The 25,105-nt window shown below is 70.5% G+C and carries 22 protein-coding genes, 1 tRNA gene and 1 pseudogene; 4 read left to right on the top strand and 20 right to left on the bottom strand.

The features are described 5' to 3' along the window. Positions 1-5 precede the first annotated feature (5 nt). From AB4091_RS01050 to AB4091_RS01025, 6 genes are all read right to left on the bottom strand, one after another. On the bottom strand, positions 6-875 hold the full coding sequence (locus tag AB4091_RS01050) for a VOC family protein (RefSeq protein WP_442289872.1): 870 nt from the start codon (positions 873-875) through the stop codon (positions 6-8). 103 nt (positions 876-978) lie between these two features. Beyond that, positions 979-2,163: a flavin reductase gene (locus AB4091_RS01045; RefSeq protein WP_442289871.1), complete on the bottom strand. Its 1,185-nt coding sequence runs from the start codon at positions 2,161-2,163 to the stop codon at positions 979-981. A gap of 247 nt (positions 2,164-2,410) precedes the next feature. Then, positions 2,411-3,265, bottom strand: a complete 855-nt coding sequence (locus AB4091_RS01040; RefSeq protein ID WP_442289870.1) for an ABC transporter ATP-binding protein — start codon at positions 3,263-3,265, stop codon at positions 2,411-2,413. Beyond that, positions 3,262-4,044, bottom strand: a complete 783-nt coding sequence (locus AB4091_RS01035) for an ABC transporter permease (RefSeq protein ID WP_442289869.1) — start codon at positions 4,042-4,044, stop codon at positions 3,262-3,264. The genes AB4091_RS01040 and AB4091_RS01035 overlap by 4 nt, the downstream gene beginning before the upstream one ends. Position 4,045: 1 nt before the next feature. After that, positions 4,046-4,837, bottom strand: a complete 792-nt coding sequence (locus AB4091_RS01030) for an ABC transporter permease (protein ID WP_442289868.1) — start codon at positions 4,835-4,837, stop codon at positions 4,046-4,048. Between the two features lie 63 nt (positions 4,838-4,900). Continuing rightward, entirely contained in the window at positions 4,901-5,896 is a 996-nt protein-coding gene (locus tag AB4091_RS01025) for an ABC transporter substrate-binding protein (protein ID WP_442289867.1), read from the bottom strand. A gap of 313 nt (positions 5,897-6,209) precedes the next feature. Between AB4091_RS01025 and AB4091_RS01020 the strand changes: the two genes are divergently transcribed. Beyond that, positions 6,210-7,088: an IclR family transcriptional regulator gene (locus AB4091_RS01020; protein WP_442289866.1), complete on the top strand. Its 879-nt coding sequence runs from the start codon at positions 6,210-6,212 to the stop codon at positions 7,086-7,088. A 117-nt stretch (positions 7,089-7,205) separates the two neighbouring features. On the opposite strand, the gene AB4091_RS01015 is transcribed toward AB4091_RS01020, so the two are convergent. The 5 genes from AB4091_RS01015 to AB4091_RS00995 all read right to left on the bottom strand — a co-directional run bounded on the left by AB4091_RS01015 (position 7,206) and on the right by AB4091_RS00995 (position 12,447). Continuing rightward, positions 7,206-8,381, bottom strand: coding sequence for an acyl-CoA dehydrogenase family protein (locus AB4091_RS01015; RefSeq protein WP_442289865.1), 1,176 nt, complete (start codon positions 8,379-8,381; stop codon positions 7,206-7,208). 33 nt (positions 8,382-8,414) lie between these two features. Further along, the gene (locus AB4091_RS01010) at positions 8,415-9,263 is read right to left on the bottom strand and encodes an alpha/beta fold hydrolase (protein ID WP_442289864.1); all 849 of its coding nucleotides are present in this window, start codon (positions 9,261-9,263) and stop codon (positions 8,415-8,417) included. Between the two features lie 134 nt (positions 9,264-9,397). Continuing rightward, on the bottom strand, positions 9,398-10,744 hold the full coding sequence (locus tag AB4091_RS01005; RefSeq protein ID WP_442289863.1) for a multidrug effflux MFS transporter: 1,347 nt from the start codon (positions 10,742-10,744) through the stop codon (positions 9,398-9,400). 240 nt (positions 10,745-10,984) lie between these two features. Then, complete coding sequence (locus tag AB4091_RS01000) at positions 10,985-11,728, bottom strand: ABC transporter permease (protein ID WP_442289862.1); 744 nt, start codon at positions 11,726-11,728, stop codon at positions 10,985-10,987. Next, on the bottom strand, positions 11,725-12,447 hold the full coding sequence (locus tag AB4091_RS00995; RefSeq protein WP_442289861.1) for an ABC transporter ATP-binding protein: 723 nt from the start codon (positions 12,445-12,447) through the stop codon (positions 11,725-11,727). Before AB4091_RS00995 ends, AB4091_RS01000 begins: the two co-directional genes overlap by 4 nt. A gap of 202 nt (positions 12,448-12,649) precedes the next feature. Between AB4091_RS00995 and AB4091_RS00990 the strand changes: the two genes are divergently transcribed. Together AB4091_RS00990 and AB4091_RS00985 are read left to right on the top strand one after the other, a co-directional pair. Further along, entirely contained in the window at positions 12,650-13,864 is a 1,215-nt protein-coding gene (locus AB4091_RS00990) for a sensor histidine kinase (protein ID WP_442289860.1), read from the top strand. After that, positions 13,861-14,541 (top strand): response regulator, encoded by a 681-nt coding sequence (locus AB4091_RS00985; protein WP_442289859.1) that lies wholly within the window; start codon positions 13,861-13,863, stop codon positions 14,539-14,541. The genes AB4091_RS00990 and AB4091_RS00985 overlap by 4 nt, the downstream gene beginning before the upstream one ends. Positions 14,542-14,618: 77 nt before the next feature. Here the strand turns inward: AB4091_RS00985 and AB4091_RS00980 are convergent, their stop codons facing one another. The 3 genes and pseudogenes from AB4091_RS00980 to AB4091_RS00970 form a co-directional block, all read right to left on the bottom strand. Beyond that, the gene (locus AB4091_RS00980) at positions 14,619-15,446 is read right to left on the bottom strand and encodes a PhzF family phenazine biosynthesis protein (RefSeq protein WP_442289858.1); all 828 of its coding nucleotides are present in this window, start codon (positions 15,444-15,446) and stop codon (positions 14,619-14,621) included. Continuing rightward, positions 15,443-16,150, bottom strand: coding sequence for a GOLPH3/VPS74 family protein (locus AB4091_RS00975; RefSeq protein ID WP_442290290.1), 708 nt, complete (start codon positions 16,148-16,150; stop codon positions 15,443-15,445). Before AB4091_RS00975 ends, AB4091_RS00980 begins: the two co-directional genes overlap by 4 nt. Before the next feature lie 88 nt (positions 16,151-16,238). Continuing rightward, positions 16,239-17,685 (bottom strand): annotated as a pseudogene (locus tag AB4091_RS00970) (benzaldehyde dehydrogenase). A 180-nt stretch (positions 17,686-17,865) separates the two neighbouring features. Here AB4091_RS00970 and AB4091_RS00965 point away from each other — a divergent pair. Then, positions 17,866-18,681: a maleylpyruvate isomerase family mycothiol-dependent enzyme gene (locus AB4091_RS00965; protein ID WP_442289857.1), complete on the top strand. Its 816-nt coding sequence runs from the start codon at positions 17,866-17,868 to the stop codon at positions 18,679-18,681. A gap of 173 nt (positions 18,682-18,854) precedes the next feature. Here the strand turns inward: AB4091_RS00965 and AB4091_RS00960 are convergent. From AB4091_RS00960 to AB4091_RS00935, 6 genes are all read right to left on the bottom strand, one after another. After that, positions 18,855-18,930: transfer RNA gene (locus AB4091_RS00960), tRNA-OTHER, on the bottom strand. Positions 18,931-19,245: 315 nt separating this feature from the next. Then, positions 19,246-20,016 carry a response regulator transcription factor gene (locus tag AB4091_RS00955; RefSeq protein WP_442289856.1) on the bottom strand — a complete coding sequence of 257 codons (771 nt, stop codon included), beginning with the start codon at positions 20,014-20,016 and terminating at the stop codon, positions 19,246-19,248. A 63-nt stretch (positions 20,017-20,079) separates the two neighbouring features. After that, on the bottom strand, positions 20,080-22,788 hold the full coding sequence (locus AB4091_RS00950; RefSeq protein WP_442289855.1) for an FtsX-like permease family protein: 2,709 nt from the start codon (positions 22,786-22,788) through the stop codon (positions 20,080-20,082). Continuing rightward, positions 22,785-23,543: an ABC transporter ATP-binding protein gene (locus AB4091_RS00945; RefSeq protein ID WP_442289854.1), complete on the bottom strand. Its 759-nt coding sequence runs from the start codon at positions 23,541-23,543 to the stop codon at positions 22,785-22,787. The genes AB4091_RS00950 and AB4091_RS00945 overlap by 4 nt, the downstream gene beginning before the upstream one ends. Beyond that, positions 23,540-24,316 (bottom strand): ABC transporter ATP-binding protein, encoded by a 777-nt coding sequence (locus AB4091_RS00940; protein WP_442289853.1) that lies wholly within the window; start codon positions 24,314-24,316, stop codon positions 23,540-23,542. Before AB4091_RS00940 ends, AB4091_RS00945 begins: the two co-directional genes overlap by 4 nt. After that, positions 24,313-24,999, bottom strand: coding sequence for a hypothetical protein (locus tag AB4091_RS00935; protein ID WP_442289852.1), 687 nt, complete (start codon positions 24,997-24,999; stop codon positions 24,313-24,315). Before AB4091_RS00935 ends, AB4091_RS00940 begins: the two co-directional genes overlap by 4 nt. Positions 25,000-25,105: the final 106 nt, after the last annotated feature.

The raw sequence follows: 25,105 nt of genomic DNA, 5'->3' as shown, positions 1-25,105 counted from the left end.
TCCGGTCAGGGGTTGCGGTGGTGTCCCCAGTAGTGGGCCACGTCGTAGCGGGTGGGCAGCCAGGTCTCGTCATCGATGAGGATGCCGTCGATGCCGTACTCGATCCCGAAGCCGGAGGGTGACCGGACGTAGAAGGAGATCATCTTGTCGTTCGTGTGCTTCCCGAAGGTCGACAGGATGGGTGCTGCTCCGGCAAGGACCTTGTCGTAGTTGCGGCCGAGGACGTCGAGGTCGTCGATCTCGAACATGAGGTGACCGACCCCGATGGGCCGGCTGGGCGCTGCTGCGAACGCGAACGAGTGGTGCCTGGGGTTGCAGTGCGTGAAGACTCCGGTGACACCCCCCGGCATGTCGATGTGGTCGCTGAGGCGGAAGCCGAGCAGGTCGAAGTACAGCCGACGGTAGGTCTCCTCGTCGCGCACGACCTGGAAGGCGTGTCCGAGCCCGAGCTCTCGCGCCACGAACGACGCACCGATCGGTGACACGAACGTCTCGGTGGCGTTGCGCAGCCCCCAGAACAGCTCGACGTCGTAGTTGTCGTCGGGGTCGCGGAAGCTGGCCAGCCCGTCGACGCCGCGCTCGGCCGCCGACTGGGCGTCACGCTGGGTCACCTCGTAGCCCGCAGCTCCGAGCCGCTGCGAGATCTCCTCGAGCGCGCACTGGCTGCCCACGTCCCAACCGAGGGCGATCACCCCGTCGCTGTCTGCCCGGCGGATGTCGAGACGGTGGACGTACTGGTCCATCCGCAGGGTCAGGCGGTCCTCGGTGCGCTGGCCGACCTGCAGGCCGAGCAGGTCGGCACCGAAGCGCTCCCAGGCCTCGAGGTCGGTCGCCGACACGACGGCATACCCGAGGGCCTTGACGCGTGCATTCATCGTTGGTCCTTTCTTCGACGTTGTCTGGTCGTCATGCTGCGTCCTGGGCGCGGGCCCGACCAGCGGACCGTGCCAGATGGCGGAATGCCGTCGACGGTCGATGTCACCGGCACAGCCTCGCGGCCGCCGAGGCCGCAGCCCGGGACAGCGCGTCGACCCACTCCTGCACCTGACCGGTCGTGGCGCCGGCCGGGAGCCCGGACATCCGCATCGCGATGGGTGGCGTGTCGTCCGGCCCCGGGACCGGCACGACGATCGAGTGCAGGTGGTAGGTCTCGTCCGGGTCGAGGTCCGGCTCGTAGAGGGCTGCCGTGTCGGCGATCATCTGCTTCATCAGCCGCTCGTGCTTCGGCAGTCGATCCGTCGAGGAGTAGTCCGACATCAACGAGATGCGGTCCACCGACGGGTCCGGCATGAGCGACAGCGAGAAGCCGCGCTCGCGGACCCGGTCGAGGTTGCGTCGGAACGTCTCGACGGTGGCGACCCCCTGTCCCGGCGCGCGGGCGAGCCACTCCTGCACCTCCCCCTCCGACGCGTCACGCAGGAACACCGAACCGAGCGGCGGGATGAGCGGCACGCGATGCCCGACGGAGGGCGTGGTCCGTTCCTCCGACTGGTTCGAGGTGAGGACGAACACGACGTCGCCTCCCACCTTGGCGAGCACCGCGCAGTCGACACCGTGGGCCGCGCTCAGCTGTTCGATGTCGTGCCGCGCCAGCTCTGCCAGCCGCACCGCGTGGATGAGGTCGGGGTGCGACGGCGCGACGAGCGACGGCGGGGCGAAGCGCCCGTAGCCCCCCTGGAAGAAGAGCAGCGGCAACGACGGCCTGGCCACCGAGAGGTGGCGGACGCGACCGACGACGATGTAGTGGTCCCCGCCCTCGAGGACGTCCTGGTAGGTGCACTCGATCCACGAGACCGCTCCGTCCAGGATGGGCGCCCCGCCGGGGGCCGGCGACCACGCGACGTCCTCGAACTTGTCCTCTGCGCGCGACGCGAACCGACGGCAGGTCTGCTCCTGGTCGGAGGCAAGCACGTTGACGCAGAAGGTCTTTCCCGTGCGCAGTCGGGCGAAGCTGCCTGACTCGCGTGTCGGGAGGAACGCCACGAGGGGCGGGTCCAGCGAGACCGAGGTGAACGAGCCGACGACCATGCCCGCCGGCGTGCCGTCGTCCGCGATGCCGGTGACCACTGCCACGCCGGTCGGGTAGTGCCCGAGGGTCTCGCGGAACAGTGCTGGGTCGATGTCCTCGTCACCCATAGCCACCGTCGTGTCGAGCTGGGTCATCGGTGCCTCCTCGTGTGGTCGGACCCCCGTCTGGCGGCCCGCGCCTCAGTCTCGTCGGCCGGGCGGGCCCTACCTAGGCTGCTGTCCCGGCGGGCGGGACGTTTGCCGGAGGCCCTCCCTCGGGGAGTGCAGAGCCGACAGAGCGGCAACCGCGAGCTCGACGTCCTGGTCCGGGCTGGCACCGCTGACCCCAGTCCTCCGACGAGCTCTCCCAAGGGCGGGGGTCAGCACATGCTCGTGGGGTCCGTCACGCGCCCGTGCCTGCCCTGACCGGCGCCACGTCGCGCTCGTCGTCGGGCTGCTCGGCACCCACGGCGGCGGGCTTGCGGATCAGGGTGTAGACCCGGCTGCGCAGCTCGGCGAAGGCGGGTAGCGCCTTGGTGGCGAGCTGGTCCCGGGGCGCGGGCAGGTCGACGGGGATGAGCGCCGCGACGCTGGCCGGCTTGCCCGACAGGACCAGGACGGTGTCGGCCAGGTAGACGGCCTCGTCGATGTCGTGGGTGACGAGTACCACGGTGATGCCGAGGCGCTCCTTGAGCCGGATGACGAGGTCCTCCAGGTCGGCACGCGTCTGGGCGTCGACCGAGGCGAACGGCTCGTCCATGACGATGGCGTGGGGTCGGAAGGCGAGCGCGCGCGCGATGGCGACGCGCTGCTGCATGCCTCCCGAGAGCTGCCACGGGTACGCGTGGGTGGAGTCGGCGAGCCCGACCTCGGCCAGCGCCGCGCGTGCCTGCTCCAGCCGCTCGCCCTTCGGGACGCCGGCCGAGCGAAGCGGTAGGGCGACGTTGTCGATGACCCGCAGCCAGGGCATAAGGGAACGGCTGTAGTCCTGGAAGACGACGGCCATGCCGCGTGGGGTGTCGCGCACCGCCTCGCCCTCGAAGACGACCAGGCCCTCCGTCGGCTTGCGCAGGCCGGTCAGGCACTGGAGCAAGGTCGTCTTGCCTGCGCCGGACGGCCCGACGATGCAGAGGAACTCACCCTTGGCGACGGTGAAGTCGAGTCCCTGCAGGACCGTGTGCTTCCCATAGGAGTGACCGAGCCCGGTCACCTCGAGGACGGTGCTGTTCGCTGCTGTCCGGTCATCGGTCTCGTTCATGAGCCGCCTCCTTCGTGGTGGGCCATCATGCCCTTGTGCCAGCTCAGGACCCGGTTCTCCACGAGGCCGAAGAGCTTGTTGAGCAGGTAACCGACGATGCCGAGGGCGATGATGCCCGTCCACATCGCGGGGATGTCGAACTCGCGCTGCGAGTTGAGGATGAAGTAGCCGATGCCGCCCGGGGTGCCGACCATCTCCGAGATCACCATCGCGACCACCCCGATCGCCAGCGCCGTCCGTGCCCCGGCGAAGACCTGGGGCATCGCCGTGGGGAGGACGATGTGGCGGATCCGGTCCCAGGACGAGAGCCGGTAGCTCCTCGACACGTCCCGCAGCACCGGCTCCACGGAGCGGACGCCGTCGATGGTGTTGAGCAGGACCGGCCACGCGCTGACCAGCGCGATGATGGCGATCTTCATCGAGGTCCCGATGCCGAGCAGCAGCATCATGATGGGCAGCACGGCGACGCCCGGGGTGGCCCGGAGGAACTCGATGATCGGGCGAACCGCCTCCTCGAGCGCGCGGACCGAGCCGAGCAGCAGGCCGAAGGCGACGCCGCCGACGATCGCGATGGCGAAGCCGGCGCCGAGTCGGGCCAGGCTCGGCACGATCTCCGTCGGGACGTTCTGGAAGACCCAGAGCGCCTTGAACTCGGTGAGGATCGTGTCGAGCGGTGGGAAGTAGAACGATGAGCTGTTCGCGCTGGCGAACCACCAGATGACCAGGAGCAGGACGGGGAGCCAGATCTCCCAGAGGACCTTTGAGCGCAGCGACTTCATGTCAGCCTCTCTCTCGCTGCGAGGGGTGCCACCACAGGATCCGACGCTGGGCGGCGAGCAGGATGAGGTTGAGCGCGACCCCGAGCATGGACGCCGTGAAGGCGTACACGAACATCTCGTCGGGGTTGTTGACCGTGAGGGCGTTGAACAGGTTGCGCCCGAGGCCGTCCGTCCCGCCGAGGAACTCCGCCGAGATCGCCAGGAGCAGGCTGATCGTCGCGGCGATGCGCAGCCCGGTGGTGAGGAAGGGCATGGCGCTCGGCAGGTAGACGGTGCGGATCCGGTCCTTGAGGGTCAGATGGAACGCCGCGCTGACCTGGCGCAGCTGCGGCGACACCTGCTGCACGGCATACGTGGCCTGCACGAGCATCGGCCAGACGGCGCCGAACATGACCAGGATCAGGGCCATCGCGCGGGTGCCGCCGAAGAGCAGCAGGACCAGCGGCAGGATGGCCACTCCCGGGATGGTCCGGCCGAAGTCGACGACGAACTGGGAGCTGAGGGCGACCTTGCGGCTGGACCCGTTGAGGAGGCCGAGCGGCACGCCGACCACGATGGACAGCAGGAGCCCGAGGTTCGCGGTGAGCAGCGTGTTGCCGACGGCGGTCCAGTAGTCGCCCGTCCGGGCCATCTCCAGCGCCGTCGTCACGGTGCGCCACGGCGTAGGGACGTCTGCTGCCCGACCCGGTCCGACGGCGAACAGGTGCCAGATGACGAGGGCGATGATGATCGCCGCCGCCTGCCGGGCCAGGCGCCCGCCTGCGCTCACGCGCTGGGGTTCCGATCGCGCCATCGCGAGTCTCCTTCCTTCCCGGGTCGCGGCAGCAGTGGCTGCCGCGACCCGTGCGGCTGCGATCTACTTGCCCGCGATGAGCAGGTCGGCCGCCTTGGGGGCCTTGGCCTGGTCGAGCAGGCCGTACTTGACCAGCCGGTCGAGGGCCGTCTGCACCGACGACGGGCTGATCGCCTCCGTGCCGAACTCCGGGTAGCGCGCCTTCTCGAGCAACGCCTTGGGCGCCTTGACGTAGGTCGATGCCACCTGCACGCGCTTGGCCTGGTCGGCGTTCACCGCGGAGTTGGCCTTGAGGATCGACTGCTCGAACGCCTTGACGGTGTTCGGGTTCTGCTTGGCGAACTCCTGCGTGGTGACGTAGGCGTAGGCAAGGTCGGCGCCGGCGGCGGTGTAGCCCGCCAGGCGGTGGATCGAGCTGTCGTCGAGGGCCGCCGTTCCGGCAGGTTCGGAGGTCGTGGTGACGTCGACGTTGCCGGCCTTGAGGGCCGAGAGGGTGTTGGGCACCTCGACGAACGTGATCTTCGACGAGTCGCCGCCCGCCTCGTCGACCGCCGAGCGGATGTCCACCCAGATCTGGCTGTTGATCTGCGGGATGCCGAACGTGGCGTTCTGGACGTCCTTCATGGTCTTGATGGGACTCCCGGCCCGCACCCAGAGGTTGCCGACTCCGAACCCGTCCTTGGGGGGCGTGCCCTTGGCGCCCGGCGCCACGAGCACGAGCGGCACGCCCTTGCTGCGGGCCACAGCCGGGACCGTCATGTCCATGAGAGCGAACTGCACCTTGCCGCCGAGCAGCTGGGGCATGCCCTCGGCCGGCGTCGCGACCTTGGTCAGCGCCACGTTGAGGCCCGCGGCCTTGAAGGTGCCGTCGGCGTTGGCCGCCTGGGCGCCCAAGGCGTTGAAGCTCGGGAACACCGCGACGGAGATGTCCGCCTTCTCGACGCCACCGCCCGTGCCGGTGGCGGCCTGGGAGTCGGAACCGCACGCGCTGGCGAGGCTGACCGAGGTGATCGCGACCAGCGCGACAACCGCCCGGCGGGTTCTGCCTGATGTGACCATGTTCGTTTCCTTACTCGGCGCCCGCTGGGCCCGGTGTCATCTCGTCTGCGTTGACGTCGGCAGGTCGGCGACCTCGCCGCTGCCATGATCGCCACGCCTGCGGCAAAGATGGATGCGTCTCGTGCCGCCCTCCGGAACATGACGGTGACACGGCTCCGGGCCCCACGTAACCGGCTTGCCTCACCCTGCGGAATACTGCTCCACACCCTGCGACGGTTCCGCATAATGGGACGTGCGTCCCACGCAGTCGAACGATGGGGCAGGTGATGACCAGTGCATCTCGAGGATGAGGTGACGTGGCGAAGGAGAGCCGATGACCGTTTCCGCCCGCAGCCCGCACGTCGTGCGTGACCCAGTGCAGCAGCCGGGAGGTGCGCTCCCGGCGCGCGTGCCGCGACCGGGCGGCACGCTGCAGGACGCCTCGTCGGAGTGCGACGACCGGCAGATGACGTCGGTGGGCAAGGCGCTCGAGCTGCTGGCCGCCTTCCGAGGCACGATCCCCGAACTGGGTGTCAGTGAGCTGGCTCGCCGCGCCGGCATGCCGAAGTCAACGGCCTTCCGTCTTCTCGGCGACCTCGAGCGCGCCGGCTTCGTCGCGCGGTCGGGTGCCAAGTACCGGCTCGGCCTCTCCTTGTTCGAGCTCGGCAGCCGGGTCGGCTTCTGTCGCCCGCACGGCCTGCGCGACGTGGCCATCCACGACCTGAGCGAGCTGCACATCAACACCGGCCTCACCGCGCACCTTGCGATCCTCGAGGGAACGGACGTCGTCTACGTCGAGAAGGTGCACGCCGGCAACCCCGTGCGGCTCGTCACCGTGCCCGGCGCCCGACTCCCGGCCTCGTGCACCGGCCTGGGCAAGGCGATGCTGGCCTTCAGCGACGGCGCGACCGTCCGTGCGGTCGTCGAGGCCGGCCTGCCCCGCCGCACCCGCAACTCCATCACCGAGCCCGGCCGGTTCGTGCGCGAGCTGCGCCGTGTCCGCGAGGCCGGGGTGGCCTACGACCGGGAGGAGGGCACCCTGGGGCTCACCTGCGTCGCAGCCCCGGTGATCGTCGAGGGGCGGGTCGTCGCAGCCATCTCCGCGTCAGGCCCTCCGCACGGGACCAGTTGGCCGCGCATCGAGTCGCACGTGCGCCACGCCGCGAGCGGCGTGAGCAGGGCGTACGCGCTCAACGTGTCCCAGGTGTCCTGACGCTCCGGGCCCGACGGGACTCGCACCACAGGACACCCCGACGGACGAAGAGCTGGTCCGGGCCTCAGGCCCGGACCAGCTCTTCGTGACCGTCGACCGGACGTCGACGGGGCACGTTCAGAGGCGAGTGCCCGGGGGAAGGTCGTGCCCGTACAGGTTGAGGCCGTAGACCGCGTAGACGGGGTCGGCCACGTTGGAGGCGTGGGCCAGTCCGGTGTGCGCGTCGCGCCAGAACCGCTGGATCGGGTTGTCCAGACGCATGGCGTGACCGCCCGCGTGGGCCACGATCCGGTCCACGGCATCGACGGCGCGCCGCACTGCCCGCACCTGGTTCCTCCTGATCTCTGCCCGCACCGCCACGTCGATCGGGACGTTGCGCTGGGCGAGGTCCCAGAGACGCTCGATGTCGGAGAGGAACTGGACCCGGCTCGCCTGGATGTCCGAAGCCGCTCCCCCGAGAGCGGCCAGCTGGTGCGGGTCCTGGCTGACCTGGTGCCCGGCCCTGCTCACCCGGGATCGGCTGTGCGAGATGAAGGCCGCGAGCGCACCCTCCGCCAGGGCGAGGGTCGCGCACGCGATCGTTCCGCTGAACATGGTGTGGAACGGCATCCGGTAGAGGGGCACGTCCGCGCGCCCGGCCTGTTCCGCTGCGGCGCCCGTCTCGAGGTCGACGGGGTCGATCACCCGGTGGGCGGGGACGAAGGCGTCCTTGATGATGACGTCCTTGCTCCCCGTCCCGCGCAGGCCGACGACCTGCCACGAGTCGGGCACGATCTCGTAGTCGGAGCGCGGCAGGATGAAGTGCCGGACCGGGCTGGGCTCGGTGACCTGGCCCTGCTGGTCGGTGACCATGCCGCCCAGCACGACCCAGTCACACAGGTCAGTGCCGGAGGAGAAGGGCCAGCGTCCGCTGAAGACGAAGCCCCCGTCGACGGGACGGGCCCGGCCGAAGGGCGCGTAGGGCGAGGCCACCCACGTGTCCGGGTCGTCACCCCAGATCTCCTGCTGCATCTGCCGCGTGCCGACGGCCAGCTCGAACGGGTGCACCCCGACCACGCCGGCCACCCATCCGGAGGACCCGTGCCGCGAGCCGATCGCGAGCACGGTCTCGAAGAACTCCACCGGGGAGCTCTCGAGTCCGCCGAAGTCCTTCGGCTGCAGCATCCGGACGACGCCGGTCTCCTCGAGTCGCTTGCGCGTCTCGTCTGGCAGGCGACCCAGGTCGTCGGCCTCCTCCGCCTGGTCCTCCAGGTACACGGCCAGCTCCTCGACGCGCTCGAGCACGGTGTTCATCGCTGTGTCCTTCTCCTCGTGGCTGTGGTCCGGTCAGCTGTTCGCGACGAAGTCGGCGACGAGCCGGTTGAACTCGTCGGCGTGCTCGAGCTGGGCCCAGTGGCCGCACCGGTTGAAGAGCACGAGCCGCGAGTTCTTGATGACTGCCACGAGCTTGAGGCTGTGCTCGTAGCCGACGACCCGGTCGTCGCGGCCGTGCACGATGAGGGCCGGCGCGGAGATGCCGGCCAGCTCCTCGTCGGTGGCCGTGCCGCGGCGGGGCTTGCCGATTCCCGCGGCGAAGTTCTCCAGGTGCACGCGGTTCGCTGTGGCGTTGTCGTAGCGCTGCTGTGCCAGCGCCTCGCTCTTGCTTCCGCTGTCGTACGTCATGATGTCGACGAGCTTGGCCATGACCTCGACCGACGGCTCGAGGTAGCCCTGGTGGAGGATCTTCAGCCCCTCGGAAGGGCCGTCGGCAGGGGAGAAGAGACGCACCCCGCCCGCGCCGGCTCCCATCGTGACCAGGTGGGACACCCGCTCGGGGTGCACGGCCGCGAACTTCAGCGTGGTCGCGCCGCCCATCGAGTTGCCCACCACGGCGGCCTTGTCGATGCCGAGCGCATCCAGCAGGTCCCGCACGGCCGTCACGTGGTCCCGGTCCTCGTACGTGACGGGCGAGGACTTGCCCCAGCCGGGCATGTCCGCTGCGATGACCCGGAACTGCCTGCTCAGCGCCTTGAGGTTGGGGCCGAAGTTGCTCCAGCCGGTGGCACCCGGACCGCTGCCGTGCAGAAGGAGCAGCGGATGCCCCTCCCCGGCCTCGTTGTAGTGGATCGTGCCGCTGGGCGTCTCGACCGTGCGGCTGGTGCTCTGCTCGGTCAGTTCCACAGTCGTGGTGGTCATCGGCCAACTCCTCGTTGCGGTGTGAGGGCCGGCGTCAGGCACGACACCGGCGTTCCCCAGCAGCATCGCGCAGGCGCCGGCGGATGCCGAGCCGGTCGTGCCACCTCTTGGAACGCCTGCGCGTGCCGCGCGCTTCAGTCGTGGGGCGCGGCGGCGCGTCTCGCCACCACTTCACACACCCACGTCGCAGCGGTGGCCGCGATGAGCAGGACGGTCATGGGGACTGGAGTGGCTCGCTCCCCGAGCCCGACGAGGGGCGCGACCGCCGCCCCCGCGACGAACTGCCCGAAACCGATGACGGCAGACCCGGATCCGGCGGCGTCGCGGGCGTGGCTGATCGCGAGCCCGATCGAGTTGCCGAAGATGAGCCCCATGCTGCCCACCAGCAGCACGAAGACGGGCACGAGCGCCAGCGGCGGCGCCGCCAGGAAGACGACGAGCGACAGGGCGACGACCGCGGTCGTGAGCAGGACCAGCCCCACCCGCAGCATGGCGGCCGGACCTCGGGTGCGCACGAGTCGCGCGTTCACCGCATTGGCGCCGATCATCGCGAGCGAGTTCAGCGCGAACAGGGCCGCTCCTGCCAGCTCGCCCACGCCGACGTAGTCCTGGTAGATGAAGGGCGACGCCGAGATGTAGCCCATGAGAACGGCGAAGCTGAACGTCTTCACGAGGGCGTATGCCGTGAAGCCCGGACGGCGCAGGACCGTCCCGAGGTGGGGTCTGCTCGTGGCTCCCGCGGCCGGTGGCGAGGGCGCGGCCGCCGAGGATGCCGCGGTGCCACGCCGCGCCGGCGCGGTCTCGCGGATGACGAGCACGGCGACGAGGCTCATCACGACGGTCAGGCCTGCGAGCACTCCCAGCACCCCTCGCCACCCGACCGGACCGGCGAGCAGTCCGCCAGCGACCGGGGCCAGGATCGGTGCGAGGCCGCCGAGGATCGCGAGCACGCTGAAGATGCTCGCCGCCTCGGCCCCTCGGAACAGGTCTGCCACGATGGCACGCGCGATCACGATCCCGGCGGCTCCTCCGAGCCCTTGGAAGAACCGTGCGCCGAGCAGCACCTCGATGGTCGGTGCGTAGACCGCGACGAACGAGGCGACGACGCACACCAGCGAACCCGCGACCAGTGGTCGCTTGCGCCCACGGCGGTCCGACAACGGTCCGAAGAAGAGCTGACCCAGGGCCACGCCGACGAGAAACGTCGTGAGGGTGAGCTGGACACCTGAGGGCGCGGTCGACAGGTCATCGGCGATACGCGGGAAGGACGGCAGGTACATGTCCGTCGCGAACGGCGAGATCATCGACAGGAGCGACAACGACACGAGCAGGAGCGCGCGGGCGCCGCCTCGAGGGGAAGGCGCCGGGCCGGTGGTGACCAGCACGGCGGCAACCGCCGCGGGCCCTGCCGCCGCGACGGCGACCGTCGTTTGGCCCTCGCTCTGCACGGTGCCCACCATGCCGCTGGTCTCGCGTCTCATCAGTGCCTCTCGTCGTCGCCTGCTGCACGCGCCGAGCGCCCGCGCCCCAGCGTGCTGCGCCGTCGCGGGACTCACCATCCCCGCGTGCCGTCGAGCGGAACGGACGTCCTCGACGTCTGCTGAGCGGGGCGAGCGTGGTCGCGGCTGAATACGCCGGCGCTCCAGCGCTACAGCGCTACAGACCACGCGTCACGTCGAGCAGACGTGACGCGTGGTCCGTTCGTGCCGGGGCGGTCTCAGTCAGTGCGCCTCGCGGTTCAGGCTGAAGCGGGCTGCCACTCCGGAGATCAACAGTGCCCAGCCCATGAGGACGAGCGCGGCGGTGGTCGTGCTCAGCATCCCGTGCGCAGCCGTCCCGACGCTGGTCAGGGCGATGGCGGCACCCGCCGGAAGCCACTGGGCCACAGCGGGAAGGGCGCTGGCGAGGATGCCGGCCTCGATGACCATGACCCAGGCGATCGCACCGATGATGGCCACGACCGTGTTGCGGGTGAGGGCACCGAGCGCCACGCCGACCAGCCCGTAGAGGGCGGACGCGACTGTCGCGCCGACCCAGAGCTGCACGACGTCGACGGGCAGCGAGTGCACCCCGCGGGCCCCGTAGATGACCACGGCCTCGGCGTAGGCGACGCCGAAGGTTCCGGCTCCGAGCAGTGCCCCGAGCCCGAGCACGGTGACGGCCTTGGCCGCGAGCACCCTTGCGCGACGGGGCTCCCCGAGGAAGGTCTGCATGATCGTGCGGTGCCGGTACTCGCCGGCGACGACGAGCACGCCGATCGCCAGCATGACCATGGAGGTGAGGGCCGAGACCGACAGCGTGTGGTTGACGTGGTCGATCGAGCCGAAGGCGGGCCCGCCGGGGTTGGGGACGAGCGCGTTGGAGGCGACGGATGCGGCCCCCAGGACGAGGGTGAGGGCCAGGCTGACCCATGCTGCGGGAGTGGTGCGGAGCTTGTAGAGCTCCAGGGAGACAAGTGTTTTCATGACCAGACTTCCTCGGTGTCGCTTGAGTGGATGAGGCTGTGGAAGACCGACTCGAGGTCGGTGTCGTCGGTGACGATGTCGTGCACCGGGCCCGCCGCGGCGAGCGTGCCGTGGTGGATCACGACGAGGTCGTCGGCGACGGCGGCCACCTCCGAGAGCAGGTGGCTGGAGAGGAAGACGGTGCCGCCACGGTCGGCGAAGGAGCGCAGGAATCGGCGCATCTCGCGTATGCCGTCCGGGTCGAGGCCGTTGAGCGGCTCGTCGAGGACGAGCACGGACGGGTCCCCCACGAGGGCGGAGGCCAGGGCGAGGCGCTGGCGCATGCCGAGCGAGAACCCGCCGACGCGCCGGCCGGCCGCCGGCCCCAGCCCGAAGCGCTCGAGCAGGTGGTCGGCCGTGGTGGCCGGGACGCCGGCCTCCATCGCGGTGAGCCGGATGTGGTTGCGGGCGGACCGGTTGGGATGGAATCCCTGGTCGAGCACCGCGCCGACGATGCGGGTGGGATGGGGCAGGTCGGCGTAGCGGACCCCGTCGATGGTGGCGGTCCCGCTGGTCGGGTCGGTCAGGCCGAGCAGGATCCGCATGCTCGTCGTCTTCCCGGCGCCGTTGACGCCGAGGAACGCGGTGACACGGCCGGGCATGGCCGTGGCGGTGAAGCCGTCGAGGACGGTGACGGGGCCGTAGTGCTTGGAGAGCTGGTGGAACGAGAGGGTTGGCATTTCGCTGAGCTCCTGTGTCGGGAGGCCGTTGTGGCTGACCCCAACGATCCGGCCGGACGGGGGGCCGGGTCGTCACCCTGGCGGCCGAACCCCGACCTGCGCCTGCGGGCGGGGGCCAGGGGCCTCGGCGCGACGGCATACGCCTGCGGGTGTACGCCCCAAAGCCGATCACGCAGGGCCTGACCCTCCCTACTGTTCAGGTATGGACACGTCGACGCGGCGACGCACGTGGCGGATCGACCCCCGCGTCACCGACGCGCTCGTCGCGGTCGCCTTCTTCGTGCTGCTGGTCTTCTCGTTCGGTGCCTCCGTCCGCGCCGGGCAGCGCCCCGTCGACGCAGGGGCGTGGGTGCTCGGCGTGCTCCTGACCGCGCCGTATGCCGTGCACCGACGGGCTCCGTGGCTCGCCCTCGCGGTGACCCTGGGTGCGCTGCTGGCCTTCTCACTGCTGCACTACGCGCCCTACCCGGGCCTCAGCGCGTTCGCGCTGCTGTTCGGGCTCGCGTTGCACGGTCGCCGCCGTGACTCGCTGCTGGCACTCGGGGCGACGGCCGGCGCGTTCTGCCTGGCGCTCGTCGCGCAGCCCGCCGGCGTGGTGTCCGTGAGCGACGTCATCTCGACGATGCTCGCCACTGCGGTGGCCTGGCTCGCCGGCGACAACCTGCGGCAGCGCCGGTTGCGATGGGCGGCCATGGAGGACCGGGCCCGGCTGCTCGAGCGCGAGCGCGAGGACCGTGACCGCGCCGCGGTGGCCGCCGAACGGCTGCGGATCGCCCGCGAGCTGCACGACGTCGTCGCGCACTCCATGTCGGTGATCGCGGTGCAGGCGGGAGTCGGCCGGCACGTCATCGAGACCGACACGGCCGCAGCCAGTGACGCGCTCGGCGTGATCGAGGCGACGAGCCGTGCCACGCTCACCGAGATGCGGCGGATGCTCGGGGTGCTGCGTGACGGCGAGGCCGCCGCGTCGCAGCCGATGCCCGGCCTCGCCGACATCCGGTCCCTCGTGGCCGACACGCGCCGAGCAGGACTGGGGGTGACGATGGACTCGACGGGCCCCTTGGCCGACCTCCCCGCCGGCGTCGACCTCGCGGCGTACCGGGTCGTGCAGGAGGCGCTGACGAACGTGCTCAGGCACGGCGGTCCGGTGGCCCGCGTCCGCGTCGCGTGCTCGAAGGGGCGGGTCGAGCTCGAGGTGGCCGACGACGGCCGGTCGGAGCGCAGGCGCTCCGGTCCGCGCGGCAGCACGGCCTCGCCGGTCACGACGGTCACTCCGGTCACGCCGGGAGCGGGACAGGGACTGATCGGCATGCGGGAGCGGGTCGAGTTCTACGGCGGCACGTTCGAGGCCGGTCCGCGACCCGGTGGCGGCTTCCGTGTGCACGCGACCCTGCCGTATGCCGCGGAGGCGCGATGAGCCCGCCGGTGCGTGTCGTCGTGGTGGACGACCAGGCGCTCATCCGGGGTGCCTTCCGCGTGCTCGTGGACTCCGCCCCCGACCTCGAGGTCGTCGGCGAGGGTGAGAACGGGGTCGAGGCGGTGGCGCTCGTGCGCGAGCTCGAACCGGACGTCGTGCTCATGGACATCCGGATGCCGGTGATGGACGGCCTCGAGGCGACCCGCTCCATCGCCGCGCTCGAGGCCGACACGCGAGTGCTCGTCCTGACGACCTTCGATCTCGACGAGTACGTCTTCGGGGCGCTGCGCGCTGGGGCGAGCGGCTTCCTGCTCAAGGACACTCCCCCGGTCCAGCTGCTCGACGGCATCCGCGTCATCGCCCGTGGCGAGTCGTTGCTCGCGCCCAGCGTCACGCGACAGCTGATCGAGGAGTTCGTGCGGCAGGAGCCGGCCGGAGGTGGTGGCCCGCCGACCACCCCTGCGTCACTGACAGGGCTGACCGAGCGCGAGACGGAGGTGCTGGTGCTGGTCGCCCGCGGCCTGTCCAACCAGGAGATCGGCGCGGAGCTGTACGTCACCCCGGCGACGGCGAAGACCCACGTCGGCCGGCTGCTGATGAAGCTGGGGGCGCGCGACCGGACCCAGCTGGTCGTGATGGCGTACGAGAGCGGTCTCGTCGAACGCCGGTCGTCCTGAGCCGTCGGAGGCCGTTTCGTGGCGGGGACCCCCGGCCGGCGCGTCTACGCGCAGACGCGAGGCCAGGGGCCGCACGTTCACGTGATCGCGACGGCTGTGCCCGTGACCTGGATCTCGGCACGGTCGGCGCGGATGTCGACGGTGAGGTGCCCGGGTCGCCCGAGATCCTCACCCTGGTAGATGTCGACGGTGGCGGGTAAGGGCACGAGCTGCAGGTCCCGCAGGTAGGCGCCGAGCGCAGCTGCGGCCGCGCCGGTGGCGGGATCCTCGACGACGCCCCCGGGCGGGAACGGGTTGCGCGAGTGGAAGGTCGTCTCGCCCTCGCGCCAGATGAGCTGGATCGTCGTCCATTCGCGCGCGGCCATGAGTGTCGCCAGACGGCCGAAGTCGTAGTCGAGCGCGGAGAGCCGCTGGCGGGTGGCGGCGGCGATCACCGGATGCCAGGCGCCGGCGTAGCCGATTCGCGGCGGCAGCGCGGCGTCGAGGTCGGTCGTGTCCCAGTCGAGCGACGCGAGCAGTTCCTGCAGATCCGCCGGTGCGATCGCGGCGATCCTCGCCGGCACGCTCGTGAGCGTGGCCAGGATGCGGCGGTCCTGATCGCGCCGGGTCGTGACCGGAACCGGGCCGGTCACCGTCGTCAGGATGACGTCGCCGGGCCCGTCGCGCTCGGCCAGGGCCACCGCCGTGGCGATCGTGGCGTGCCCGCAGAACGGCACCTCGGCCAGCGGTGAGAAGTAGCGGATGTCGGTGCCGAACAGGAAGGCCGTCTCGCTGTAGCCCAGCTCGGCAGCGATCGCCAGCATCCGGTCGTCACTCAGCCCTGCTGCCTCGAGTACGACGCCGGCCGGGTTGCCGCCCTCGGGATCGTCCGAGAACGCCACGTACCGCTGCACGGCCTCGCTCATGTCGTGCTGGACGTCACGGCCACGGTCGAGGCGGCGACTGCAGCGACTGCCGCAGCCTGCACATCAGTGATCGCACGCCGGACTGCTTCGGGCGCCCACTCCCCTCGCGAGACGACCTCGCCCTGGTCTCTGAGCCATCGTTTGGGCTCCCCAGGCAACACGTGTGGAAGTGCGTCGGTCGCGTACAGGAGAGCGGTGACGGAGCCGTCGACATCGTCGTCGGCCGTTCCACCGGCCAGGGTGGACCGCACCCGTCCCACCATGGTTTGCCTGGCGGCAGAGTCGACCACCGGCCAGCGGGTGGAGTGGAACAGTCCGAGCATCCGACGCTCGTCCCGGCGGATCACGCCGTCTGCGCAGAGCTGCGCCGTGATGCCGTCCCAGAGGGATCCGGCGCGGTCGGTCCAGCTCGACGCACCCCCGATGCGGGCGATCGCGTTCTTGGGTGTCTGCCCGTCCGCTCGGCGAACGACCTCGCCCCAGGCCGGCTCCAGTGCGGCGCCGCGCCCCGTGACCACGAACCGCCCGGACCTTCCGGGGTGCCGGGGATCGTCGACCAGCCGAAGTTCACCGCTTCGAACCAGGTCGAGGAGGGCGGCGGCGGCCACGCCGGCCTTCCACCGAGTCCCGTCGATGAGCCTACGACCGCTCGCGGGGTCCAGGATCGCCAAGGCGTACGCCCGGCTCACTGCCTGATCTGTCATGCCTTCAACGCTACGCACCGCGAAGCGCCGCACATCACACTCGAAGTTGAGCTTGCTCCTCCGGCAGGGGGATGCCGGCGGGACCCGGTCAGAACGGGTACGAGGCGATGTCGGGGCGGACAGTGAGCCACTGGGTCTCCGTGAACGCCTCGATGTTGGCCCTGGCGCCCCCGAACCGCGAACCGGTTCCGGAGGCGCCGACGCCGCCGAACGGTGCGTTGGCCTCGTCGTCGACGGTCTGCTCGTTGATGTGCACGATGCCGCTCGGGATCGCGTCCGCGAGCCGCATCGCCGCACCGACGTCGCCGAGGATGCCGAGCGAGAGGCCGTACTCGTTCGAGGAGGCCAGCTCGATGACGTCGTCGACTGACGAGAACGCACGCACCGGCGCGACCGGCCCGAAGATCTCCTCACGCCACGCCGGCATCTCGGAGGTCATCCGGGCGAGCACCGTGGGCCGGTAGAAGAGCCCGTCGTAGGTGCCGCCCGCGGCGAGCTCGGCGCCCTGCCCGACGGAGTCCTGCACCAGCCGGTCGATCTTGGCCAGCTGCACCTCGTCGATGATCGGGCCGAGAGCGACCTGGTCGGCAGCGGGATCGCCGACCGGGAGGTGGTCGGCGGTCGCGGCCAGGGCCTCGACGTAGTCGTCGTGGAGGCTCTCGTGGACGAGCTGACGACCCGTCGTCATGCAGATCTGCCCCTGGTGAAGGAACGACCCGAACGCTCCCGCCGAGACCGCCTTGGTCAGGTCGGCCCCGGGAAGCACGATGAGGGCGCTGTTGCCGCCCAGCTCGAGGTGCGTGCGCTTGAGGTGCTGGGCGCCGAGGGCCCCGACCACGCGCCCGGCCGCGGTGGAGCCGGTGAAGGACACGACGCGTACCTCGTCGGCGGTGACCGCGGCTTCGCCGGTCTCGCGACCGCCGGGCAGCAGCTGGAGCACCCCATCCGGCAGGCCGGCCTCACGGAAGACCTGCACGAGCGACACTCCGCCGCAGAGGGTCGTGCGCGGGTCGGGCTTGAGCAGAACGGCGTTGCCGAGGGCGAGCGCCGGCGCGACGGAACGGATCGACAGGATGAGCGGGTAGTTGAACGGCGCGATGACCGTGACGACGCCGGCCGGCCGTCGCCGCGCGAGGCTCCACCGGGGCTGGTTCGTCGCCAGCACCTCGCCCGCCGGATGCGTCGGGAGCGCCGCCGCCTCGTAGCACTCGTCGGCCGCGATGCGGGTCTCGACCTCGGCCTTGGGTGGTATCGAGCCGCTCCTTGACGATCCACGACTGGATCTCGTCGGCGTGCTGCTCCCAGAGCGCTCCGGCGCGCCGCAGGACGGTAGCCCGCTCGGACGGTGGTCGCGCGGCCCAGTCCCGCTGTGCGGCAGAGGCTTCCGCGGCGGCCCGGCGAACATCGTCGGCCGTGGCAGACCCGACCACGCCCAGCTGTGCCCCCGATCCGGGCGAGCGGACGGAGATGGGTGCGCCCGAGCCGGCGACCCATCCGCTCGAGAAGATGCGCTCGTGCCAGTCTGACCCGATCATGCCCATCGCCATCGCTCCTTCGGTCGCGCTCACCTGCTGGAGCGATCATTTCCGCGGCGGCGCCTGCGGGCAAGACCCACTCGGTCCGAGGTGCCCGAGTTGACCCGTCTCGGCCACTGGAGCGGCGATCGACTCCGGGACTAGCCTGAGTTGAAACCTTGATCGACGGGAGGTGCGGGCATGGACAGCTGGAACGCGATGGTCCCGGAGGGCAAGGACACGATCCTGAGGGTCGTGCGGCAGGAGGCAGACCAGTTCTTCGACCTGGTCGACGACGACAGGGCCTGGCTCGCCCCGACGGGCGCCGGTCACTGGCAGGTCCGTGACATCGTCGGCCACCTCGTCGACACGACGGAGTCGTACTTCGTTGCGTTCGACGCCGCACGCAACGGCACCGCGGTGGACCCGGCATACGGCCTGCCGGGCATGGCCCAGCGCGTCGACGCGATGGCCAAGGCACTGCGAGACGTGCCGCGGCAGGAGCTCGTGGCACGCGCCCGCACCGACTTCGACACGATGATGAAGACCTTCGACGAGCTCACCGAGGAAGACTGGACCGGACTGCAGGTCCCGCACTTCTACATGGGACCTCTCCCGTCGTTCTTCTACCCCGCCTTCCAGCTCATGGACTACGGAGCGCACAGCTGGGACGTGCGCCAGGGCACGGGCCGGGCGCACGGGCTCTCCGGCGAGGCGGCCGACCTGCTCATCCCGTTCATGTTCGTGCTGTGGCAGTACACGACCAACCAGGTCACACCCGAGGACGTCTGCGAGATCGGCATCCGCATCACCTCCGGCCCCAACGCCGGCGACACCCGCGTCTCCCTCACCGAGGGCGGCTTCACGTACGCGCCGGGAGACGCCGAGGGTCTGACCGTCCTCGAGTTCGACCCAGGCAGTTTCGTGCTGACGGCCTTCGGGCGCGGCAACGCCGGGACCATCCGTGGCGACCGTGCCGTGGCGGACCGCTTCCTCAACATGTTCTTCCGGATCTGAGGCGATCGTGACGGCCATCGACGCGGCGGGATTCGACGCCGAGCGGGAGCGCATCCGCACCGCCTACCTCAAGCCCGCCGACCCGTTTGGCGAGATGTGCGGTACCCCAGTCCTGTGACGTGCGAGAGGCCCTGACCGGCGTCTCCGCTGGTCAGGGCCTCTCGGGCACTGGGTGGCAGGTGAAGGATTCGAACCTTCGTAGCTTTCGCGACGGATTTACAGCCCGCCCAGTGCAATTCACTTACCTGCGAAGGCACACCCGTTGCCAAGAGGCCCCCCAGCCATTCCCCACAGACAGCCATCTTTGATCGGTGCCACCCGCCCACAACCGGACCGCATTGGTGCAAACCATCACCAGGAGATCCTCACAGAAGGCTGAGTGGCGACCCCACCTTTGGGCCGACGAGCCGGTGCTCAGCGAGGTCGCCGACCAGCTCCTGAACGCCCCACCGTCTGGGTGCTCGTAGAGGTCGGGCCATCGTGTTCGCTGAGGACGCGCTCTTCGTCGTGCACTTGCGTACACACCACCCGCGGCTTCCGCGGAGGCCGATCTTCGGTGGCGCCTCACCGCGGGTGAGCGTGCCTTCCTTGGGGGCCCCCGGGCTCGACGTGGTGTGGGGTATCCAAGCGGTATCCGTGCCCGCGCAACGTCGTGATGGTCGGCATCCGTCCCGCGGCGTCGGCTCCCGCAGCGACGAGGACCGATCGCAGGTGTGCAATGTGCACGTCCAAGGTCTTGGTGGAGCCGTACCAGTTCTCGTCCCACACCTGGGCCATGAGCTGGGCACGGCTCACGGCGGTGTCGGGATGTTCCGCCAAGGCCGCAAGGAGGTCGAACTCCTTGGTGCGCAGTGGCAGCTCTTGGTCGTCGACGAAGACTCGTCGAGAGGACCTCTCCAGGGTGAGCGCGCCGAGCGCGATGCAGCTGAGTGGGCCTATGTCGCTGGGCGCGTGGCGGCGCAGATGCGCCCGTAGGCGAGCGAGAAGCACCGACACGGTGAACGGCTTGGTGATGTAGTCGTCCGCACCCGCGTCGAGTCCGGCGATGACGTCTATTTCGTCCACGCGGGCGGTCAACATGATGATCAGCAGCTCGGGGAACTCGGCACGGCCCTGGCGGGCGATGTCGACGCCGTCGGAGTCGGGTAGCCCGAGGTCCAGGAGCATCACCTCGCTCGGGTGAGTACGGAGATGTTCGAGTGCTCCCTGGCCGGTGCGGAACCAACTGGAGTGGTACCCGTGGCCCTCGAGAGCCTGTTGGAGGTGGCGGCCGATGCTGGCGTCGTCCTCGACGATGACGACCGGGATGCCGGAGGATCCCCACGTCGCTGGCATGGCCCTGATGTTAGGGCCCGACGATCCCAGACAGGAATGGTCCGTCACGCGACAGCCTGACGCTCACGCGTCACGCAGCTCCTCGACTGCCGGTCGTGTCGAGGACCGGGCGCTGAAGCCGGCGGCTGCTGCGAGAGCGGCCAGCACGGTGGCCGCCGTCACGGTCAGGTACAGGATTGGGACAGCGATGCTCGACGGTGGTGGGTCGAAGACGCCGGTCAGCACCTTGACGAGCATCTGTGTCAGCGCCCAGGAGATGAGGGCGCCGCCGAGCAGCCCGCCTACTGCGACGACAGCGGCCTCCGCCATGACCAGCCCTTGCAGCTGGTGACGGCGAGCCCCCAGGACGGAGATGATCGCCATGGTCCTGCGTCGCTCGGCCAGGCCGATGGCCAGAACCAGCCCTCCCGACGCGGCCGCCAGGATGATCGCGAAGGCCAGCTCGAGGCGGGTCAGCCCAGCGAGGTTCACGGAGGTCAGGCTGGACCCCACGACCGCTCGGGTCTGGGTGATGTCCGTGACCGCTGCGCTGCCGCCGAGGATCCGGCGCAGAGCAGCGGCCACTGCCGGCTGGTTCGTGCCGGAGGTGTCGACCAGGTAGGTGCCGACCGCGCCCGACCCCGTCTCCCTGGCCACGTAGTCGGCGTTCGCCACGAAGAAGCTGTCCTTGGGTGCCGTCGGGAACTCCTTGGCGACTCCGGCGTAGTGGAACGGGATGGTGGTCAGCTGGTGGGTGCTCTGGTTCTCGAGGCGCAGGTTGAGCAGGTCACCGGGGTGCAGCTGGAAGTCCTTGACGGTCTCGTCACTGACGAGGACCGCGTCGGGCCTGGCGGCAAGGGTGGCCATGAACTGGCGCGCCGTGCCGCCCTGGAAGTACGCGTCCTGCAGTGCAGTCACCGAGGCGATGCTGTTCGGATGAACCCCGTACAAGTCCTGCAGGTCGGCCCCCACGTAGGCGAAGCGGTGCTGCAGCGGCTCGACGTGGGCCACTCCGGGTGTTGCGGCAATCGCGGCAGTCGCTTTCGCGGACAGCGGCGCACCCGGGGCCGGGGCGACCGCGACGTCCGCGCCGTTGGTGAGCTGCGCGTCTGCTTCGGCCTGCTGCTGGTACGTGGCGTTGAAGGTCGCGGTCGAGGCTGCGAACGAGATCGCCAGACCCAGCAGGACGACCGATCGGGTCAGCGGCCGCCGTTGCCGCGACATGGTGGCGGCGGCGGCCTTGGCCAGTCGACCGGTCAACGGGGTGATGACGCGGGCCAGGGGGCCGCGGCCGTGGGCGAGGCCCATGGTGGTCAGACGCCACAGGAACATGGCGCCGCCCAGCCACAGCAGGGTCGGGCCGAGGAAAGCCCAGTAGGACACCGAGATGGACGGGACGCCCTCCGGTGCCAGGACGAGCATGTAGTCGTCCCTGCTGGAGACCCAGAAGAAGACCAGGGCGAGCGCGAGAATGGCGAGATCCACGCCGTAACGCATCCACCATGGGGACCTGGCCCGGCCCACGGCGTACCGGGCGCGCGAGACGGTCAGGCGACGCAGGTCCCGGAGGGCCGGCGCCAACACCGTCGTCCCCGCGACGACGGCCCCGAAGAGGACCGCGATGACCACCCACGACGCCGACAGCCCGACGATCCCGGGCGACCCGTCCGAGACGGGTTCCCGGCCCCGGCCGAAAGCCCACCAGGAGGCGATGGCGGCCGCGACCAGTCCGAGAACGGCTCCCCCGCCGGCGACGAGTGCCGCCTCGATGGCTGCTAGACGTCCGATCGCCCGTGGGGACAGTCCACGGGTGCGGAGCAGTGCCTGTTCGTCGCGGCGTCGTTGCGCCCCAGCGCCGACGAGGGCCGCCGTGAGCATGGCCGCCAGCAGGGCGCCCGGCAGTCCGAGGAAGAGGAAGAGCATCTGGGCGTAGGCGGCATCCGAGCGGGCAGCGTCCAGGGCCGCGCCCACGTTGTTGCCGACCACCCCGGCTCCGGCCAAGGTCGCCTCGAGGCTGTGCGCGGCTCCCAGGACTGCCGCGTACGCGCCGGCCGGGTCGCTGGGCAGCGGCGCCACCCGGGCAACATGGATCTGGGTCGTCACCTGGGCCACCGGGGTCGCCGGGCGGGGGGTCCCCTGGGTGGGCGCCGCAGGATGACCACTCACGACCCTGTCGAACGTGCGTGCAGGCAGCAGGATCACGTTGTCCGGTGGCGCAGACGGTTGCGCACCGACCGGAGCCCCTACCTTCTGGAACAGCGAGTCGGCTTGGGGCAGGTCGACGACGCCGGCGACGGTGACCGTCGCTGATCGAGATGGGCCGAGGTTGATGACGACTTGGCTGCCGGGGCGGACGTGCAGGTTCGAGGCGGTCTGCTGGGCCACGAGCACGCCGTTCGGGGCGCCGCCGAGCTGGCGGATCTCCCCCGGGAATTGCGCGCGGTAGCCGTCCGGAAGTCCGAGCACCACTGCCGCGCCGGTCGTCTGCGTCGTCCCTTCGGCGGTGGCCTGCAGACCGGTGCTGCGAGCGAACGCGACCGGCAACGCTGCGCGGACCCCGTCGGACGTAGCAACGGTGGCACGAACCGCGGCCGGGTCGGCCCCCGGCTGAACCTCGACCTGCCAGTCGACGGCCACCGATCGGAGGGCTCGTGCTGTCATGCTCTGCTGTGACACGGTCAGGAACGTCCCGATGGACGCGATGAGCGCGACGGCGACGCCGATACCGACACTCACGGCCAGCAGCCGCCCCGCGCGCCTCCGCAACAGGCCCATCAGCCAGGCGCCGGTCATCGCCGGTCTCCCGCCACGGCCGTGCCCGCGTGCGGGCCTCGGGGCGCGCGCGAACGACTCAGCCCCGCGTCGACGGTGCTCAGTCGCCCCTCGTTCATCTGCCACCGCTCCTTCAGCCTGTCGGCCACCTCGATGTCGTGCGTGGCGACGACCAGAGCTGCGTCGAGCTGCTCGGCGGTGGCGAGAATCACGTCGACGAGGTGTTGGCCGTTCGCCCGGTCGAGCTGTCCCGTGGGTTCGTCGGCCAGGATCAGAGCCGGTCTGCTCGCCAGGACACGCGCGACCGCCACTCGTTGTGCCTGTCCTCCGGAGAGCTCCTCGGGCAGCTGGCGGGCGAGCTCCGTCACCTCCACCAGCTGAAGGGCCTCCGTGACACGCTCTTCGGCATCCGCGTCGGGCAAGCCGGCCAGGATGAGAGGCAGCGCCACGTTCTCGGCCACCGTCAGGGCCGGAACGAGACTCGGGCTCTGGAAGACGACGCCGACCTGGCCCCGCCGTTCGGGCTCCGTGGCCGGCAGGCCCGGCCAGGACACGCGTCCTGCTGTCGGCGTCTCGAGACCCGCCATGATGTGCAACAACGTCGACTTGCCCGAGCCGGAGGGACCCACGATCGCGATGCGCGACCCGAAGGGCACCTCGCAGCTGCTCCCGTGGACCGCCACCACGGCTCGTTCCCCGCGGCCGAATGTGCGGGCGGCACCCTCGCAGGTGACCGCGAGCGCCGACCGAGCCGACGGTCCTGGGAGCGCGGTCATGAGGTGAGCATCCCGTCGTGAAGGTGAATGACACGGTCGGCGATGGCGACGACACGTGTGCTGTGGGTGACCACAAGGAGGGCGGCGCCCGCTCCCGCCCGGTCACGCAGAAGCTCGAGCACGTGCCGCTCGGAGTCGCCGTCGAGCTCGCCCGTGGGTTCGTCGGCCAGGACGATGTCCGGGTCGTTCGCAAGGGCAACCGCAAGACCCGCGCGAGCGAGTTCACCCCCGGACAGCTCGGACGCGTACGCGTGGGCGCGCGTCGACAGGCCGACCCGCTCCAACAGCTCCATCACGCGAGCGCCCAGGTTCTCAGTGAACCCCCGTCGCCACGGGCCGACCCGGCCAGCCGTGCGGGCAAGCTCGATGTTGGCGCGGACGTCCAGGTGTGGCAACAGGTTTCGGTTCTGCAGCAGGACGCCGATGCGCTGAGCCCGCAGTCGCGCGCGTTCAGCCTCAGGGCGGTGGCTGAGCCGCTGCCCGCCGACGCGCACCGTCCCGCCGTCGGGTTCGTCGAGACCGGCGAGACATCCCAGCAGGGTGGACTTGCCGCACCCGGAAGGGCCGACCACTGCCACCGTCTCTCCGGGGTTCACAGTCAACGAGACCCCTTGAAGGGCAAGGGTCTCCTCCTCGCCGGTGCGGAAGAACCGATAGAGGCGATCGGCGGTGAGGGCACTGGCCGCCGGCTCCGAGCTCGCACGTCTCACGTGCTCGGCCAGGCGGCCGGACGCGGGCGACGGCGCGACACCCGACCCGCGCAGGGGGATCACGATGTCGACCGCAGGGAGTCGGAGACGGTGCGCCACGGGTCGACGTTGTCCGCGTTCACGGGACCGGAGAGGGTCAGGTCGACTCGAGTCCCGGCGCGGACGTACGAGTACCGTTCGAAGGCGTCCCGGACCACTTTGCCCGTCACCGGGTCAACCGCTGAGTCACCCTGGTAGGTCAGCAGCACGACGGGACCACCTGCGCGCGAGATCGTCGTCACCTTGGGTGATGCGAACTTCGGCACGCTGCTTCGGAGCCGAGGCACGTCCACGGACATGACCGTCGACGTCGTGGGCGCGGTCGTGGCCTTGAGGAGGTGGACCTCGATGCGGTTCAGCTTGTCGCTGAAGACCGTGGAGCCGCCCATCGTGGACCGGGCCCATCCCTCAGGGACCTTGACGCTGACGCGGGCGCCGCTGGGCGTGAAGGGAACGTAGACCTGCGTGTCGGGGATGTCCCCGGGCGGGTTGCTCTCGGTGGGGGCCACGGTCGGCGCCGCGGTGGGGGCCGCCGCGGAAGGGGAGGATGAACCGGTGGCCTGTGGGGTGGGGCCGCCGGTCGTGGCAGATGTGACGCGCCCAGACGTGGGGGCCGGTGCGGGTGTGGTGGGGTTGTTGCCGCAGCCGGTGAGCAGGAGGGCCCCCAAGCCGGCCGCCGCCGCAATCCTCGCCTTGAAGACAGTCATCGTGAGTCCCCTTCCGAATGCACTCGAACCACTACGCTCACCACGCTAGGAAGGTGGTGGTTAGGCGCGATGCCACTCCCGGTTAGAGGACGGCAAAAACTTCCCG

The sequence above is a fragment of the Terrabacter sp. 2RAF25 genome, assembly GCF_052115265.1.
Classification (GTDB): Bacteria; Actinomycetota; Actinomycetes; order Actinomycetales; family Dermatophilaceae; genus Terrabacter.
This window is presented reverse-complemented; position numbering and strand designations above follow the sequence as displayed.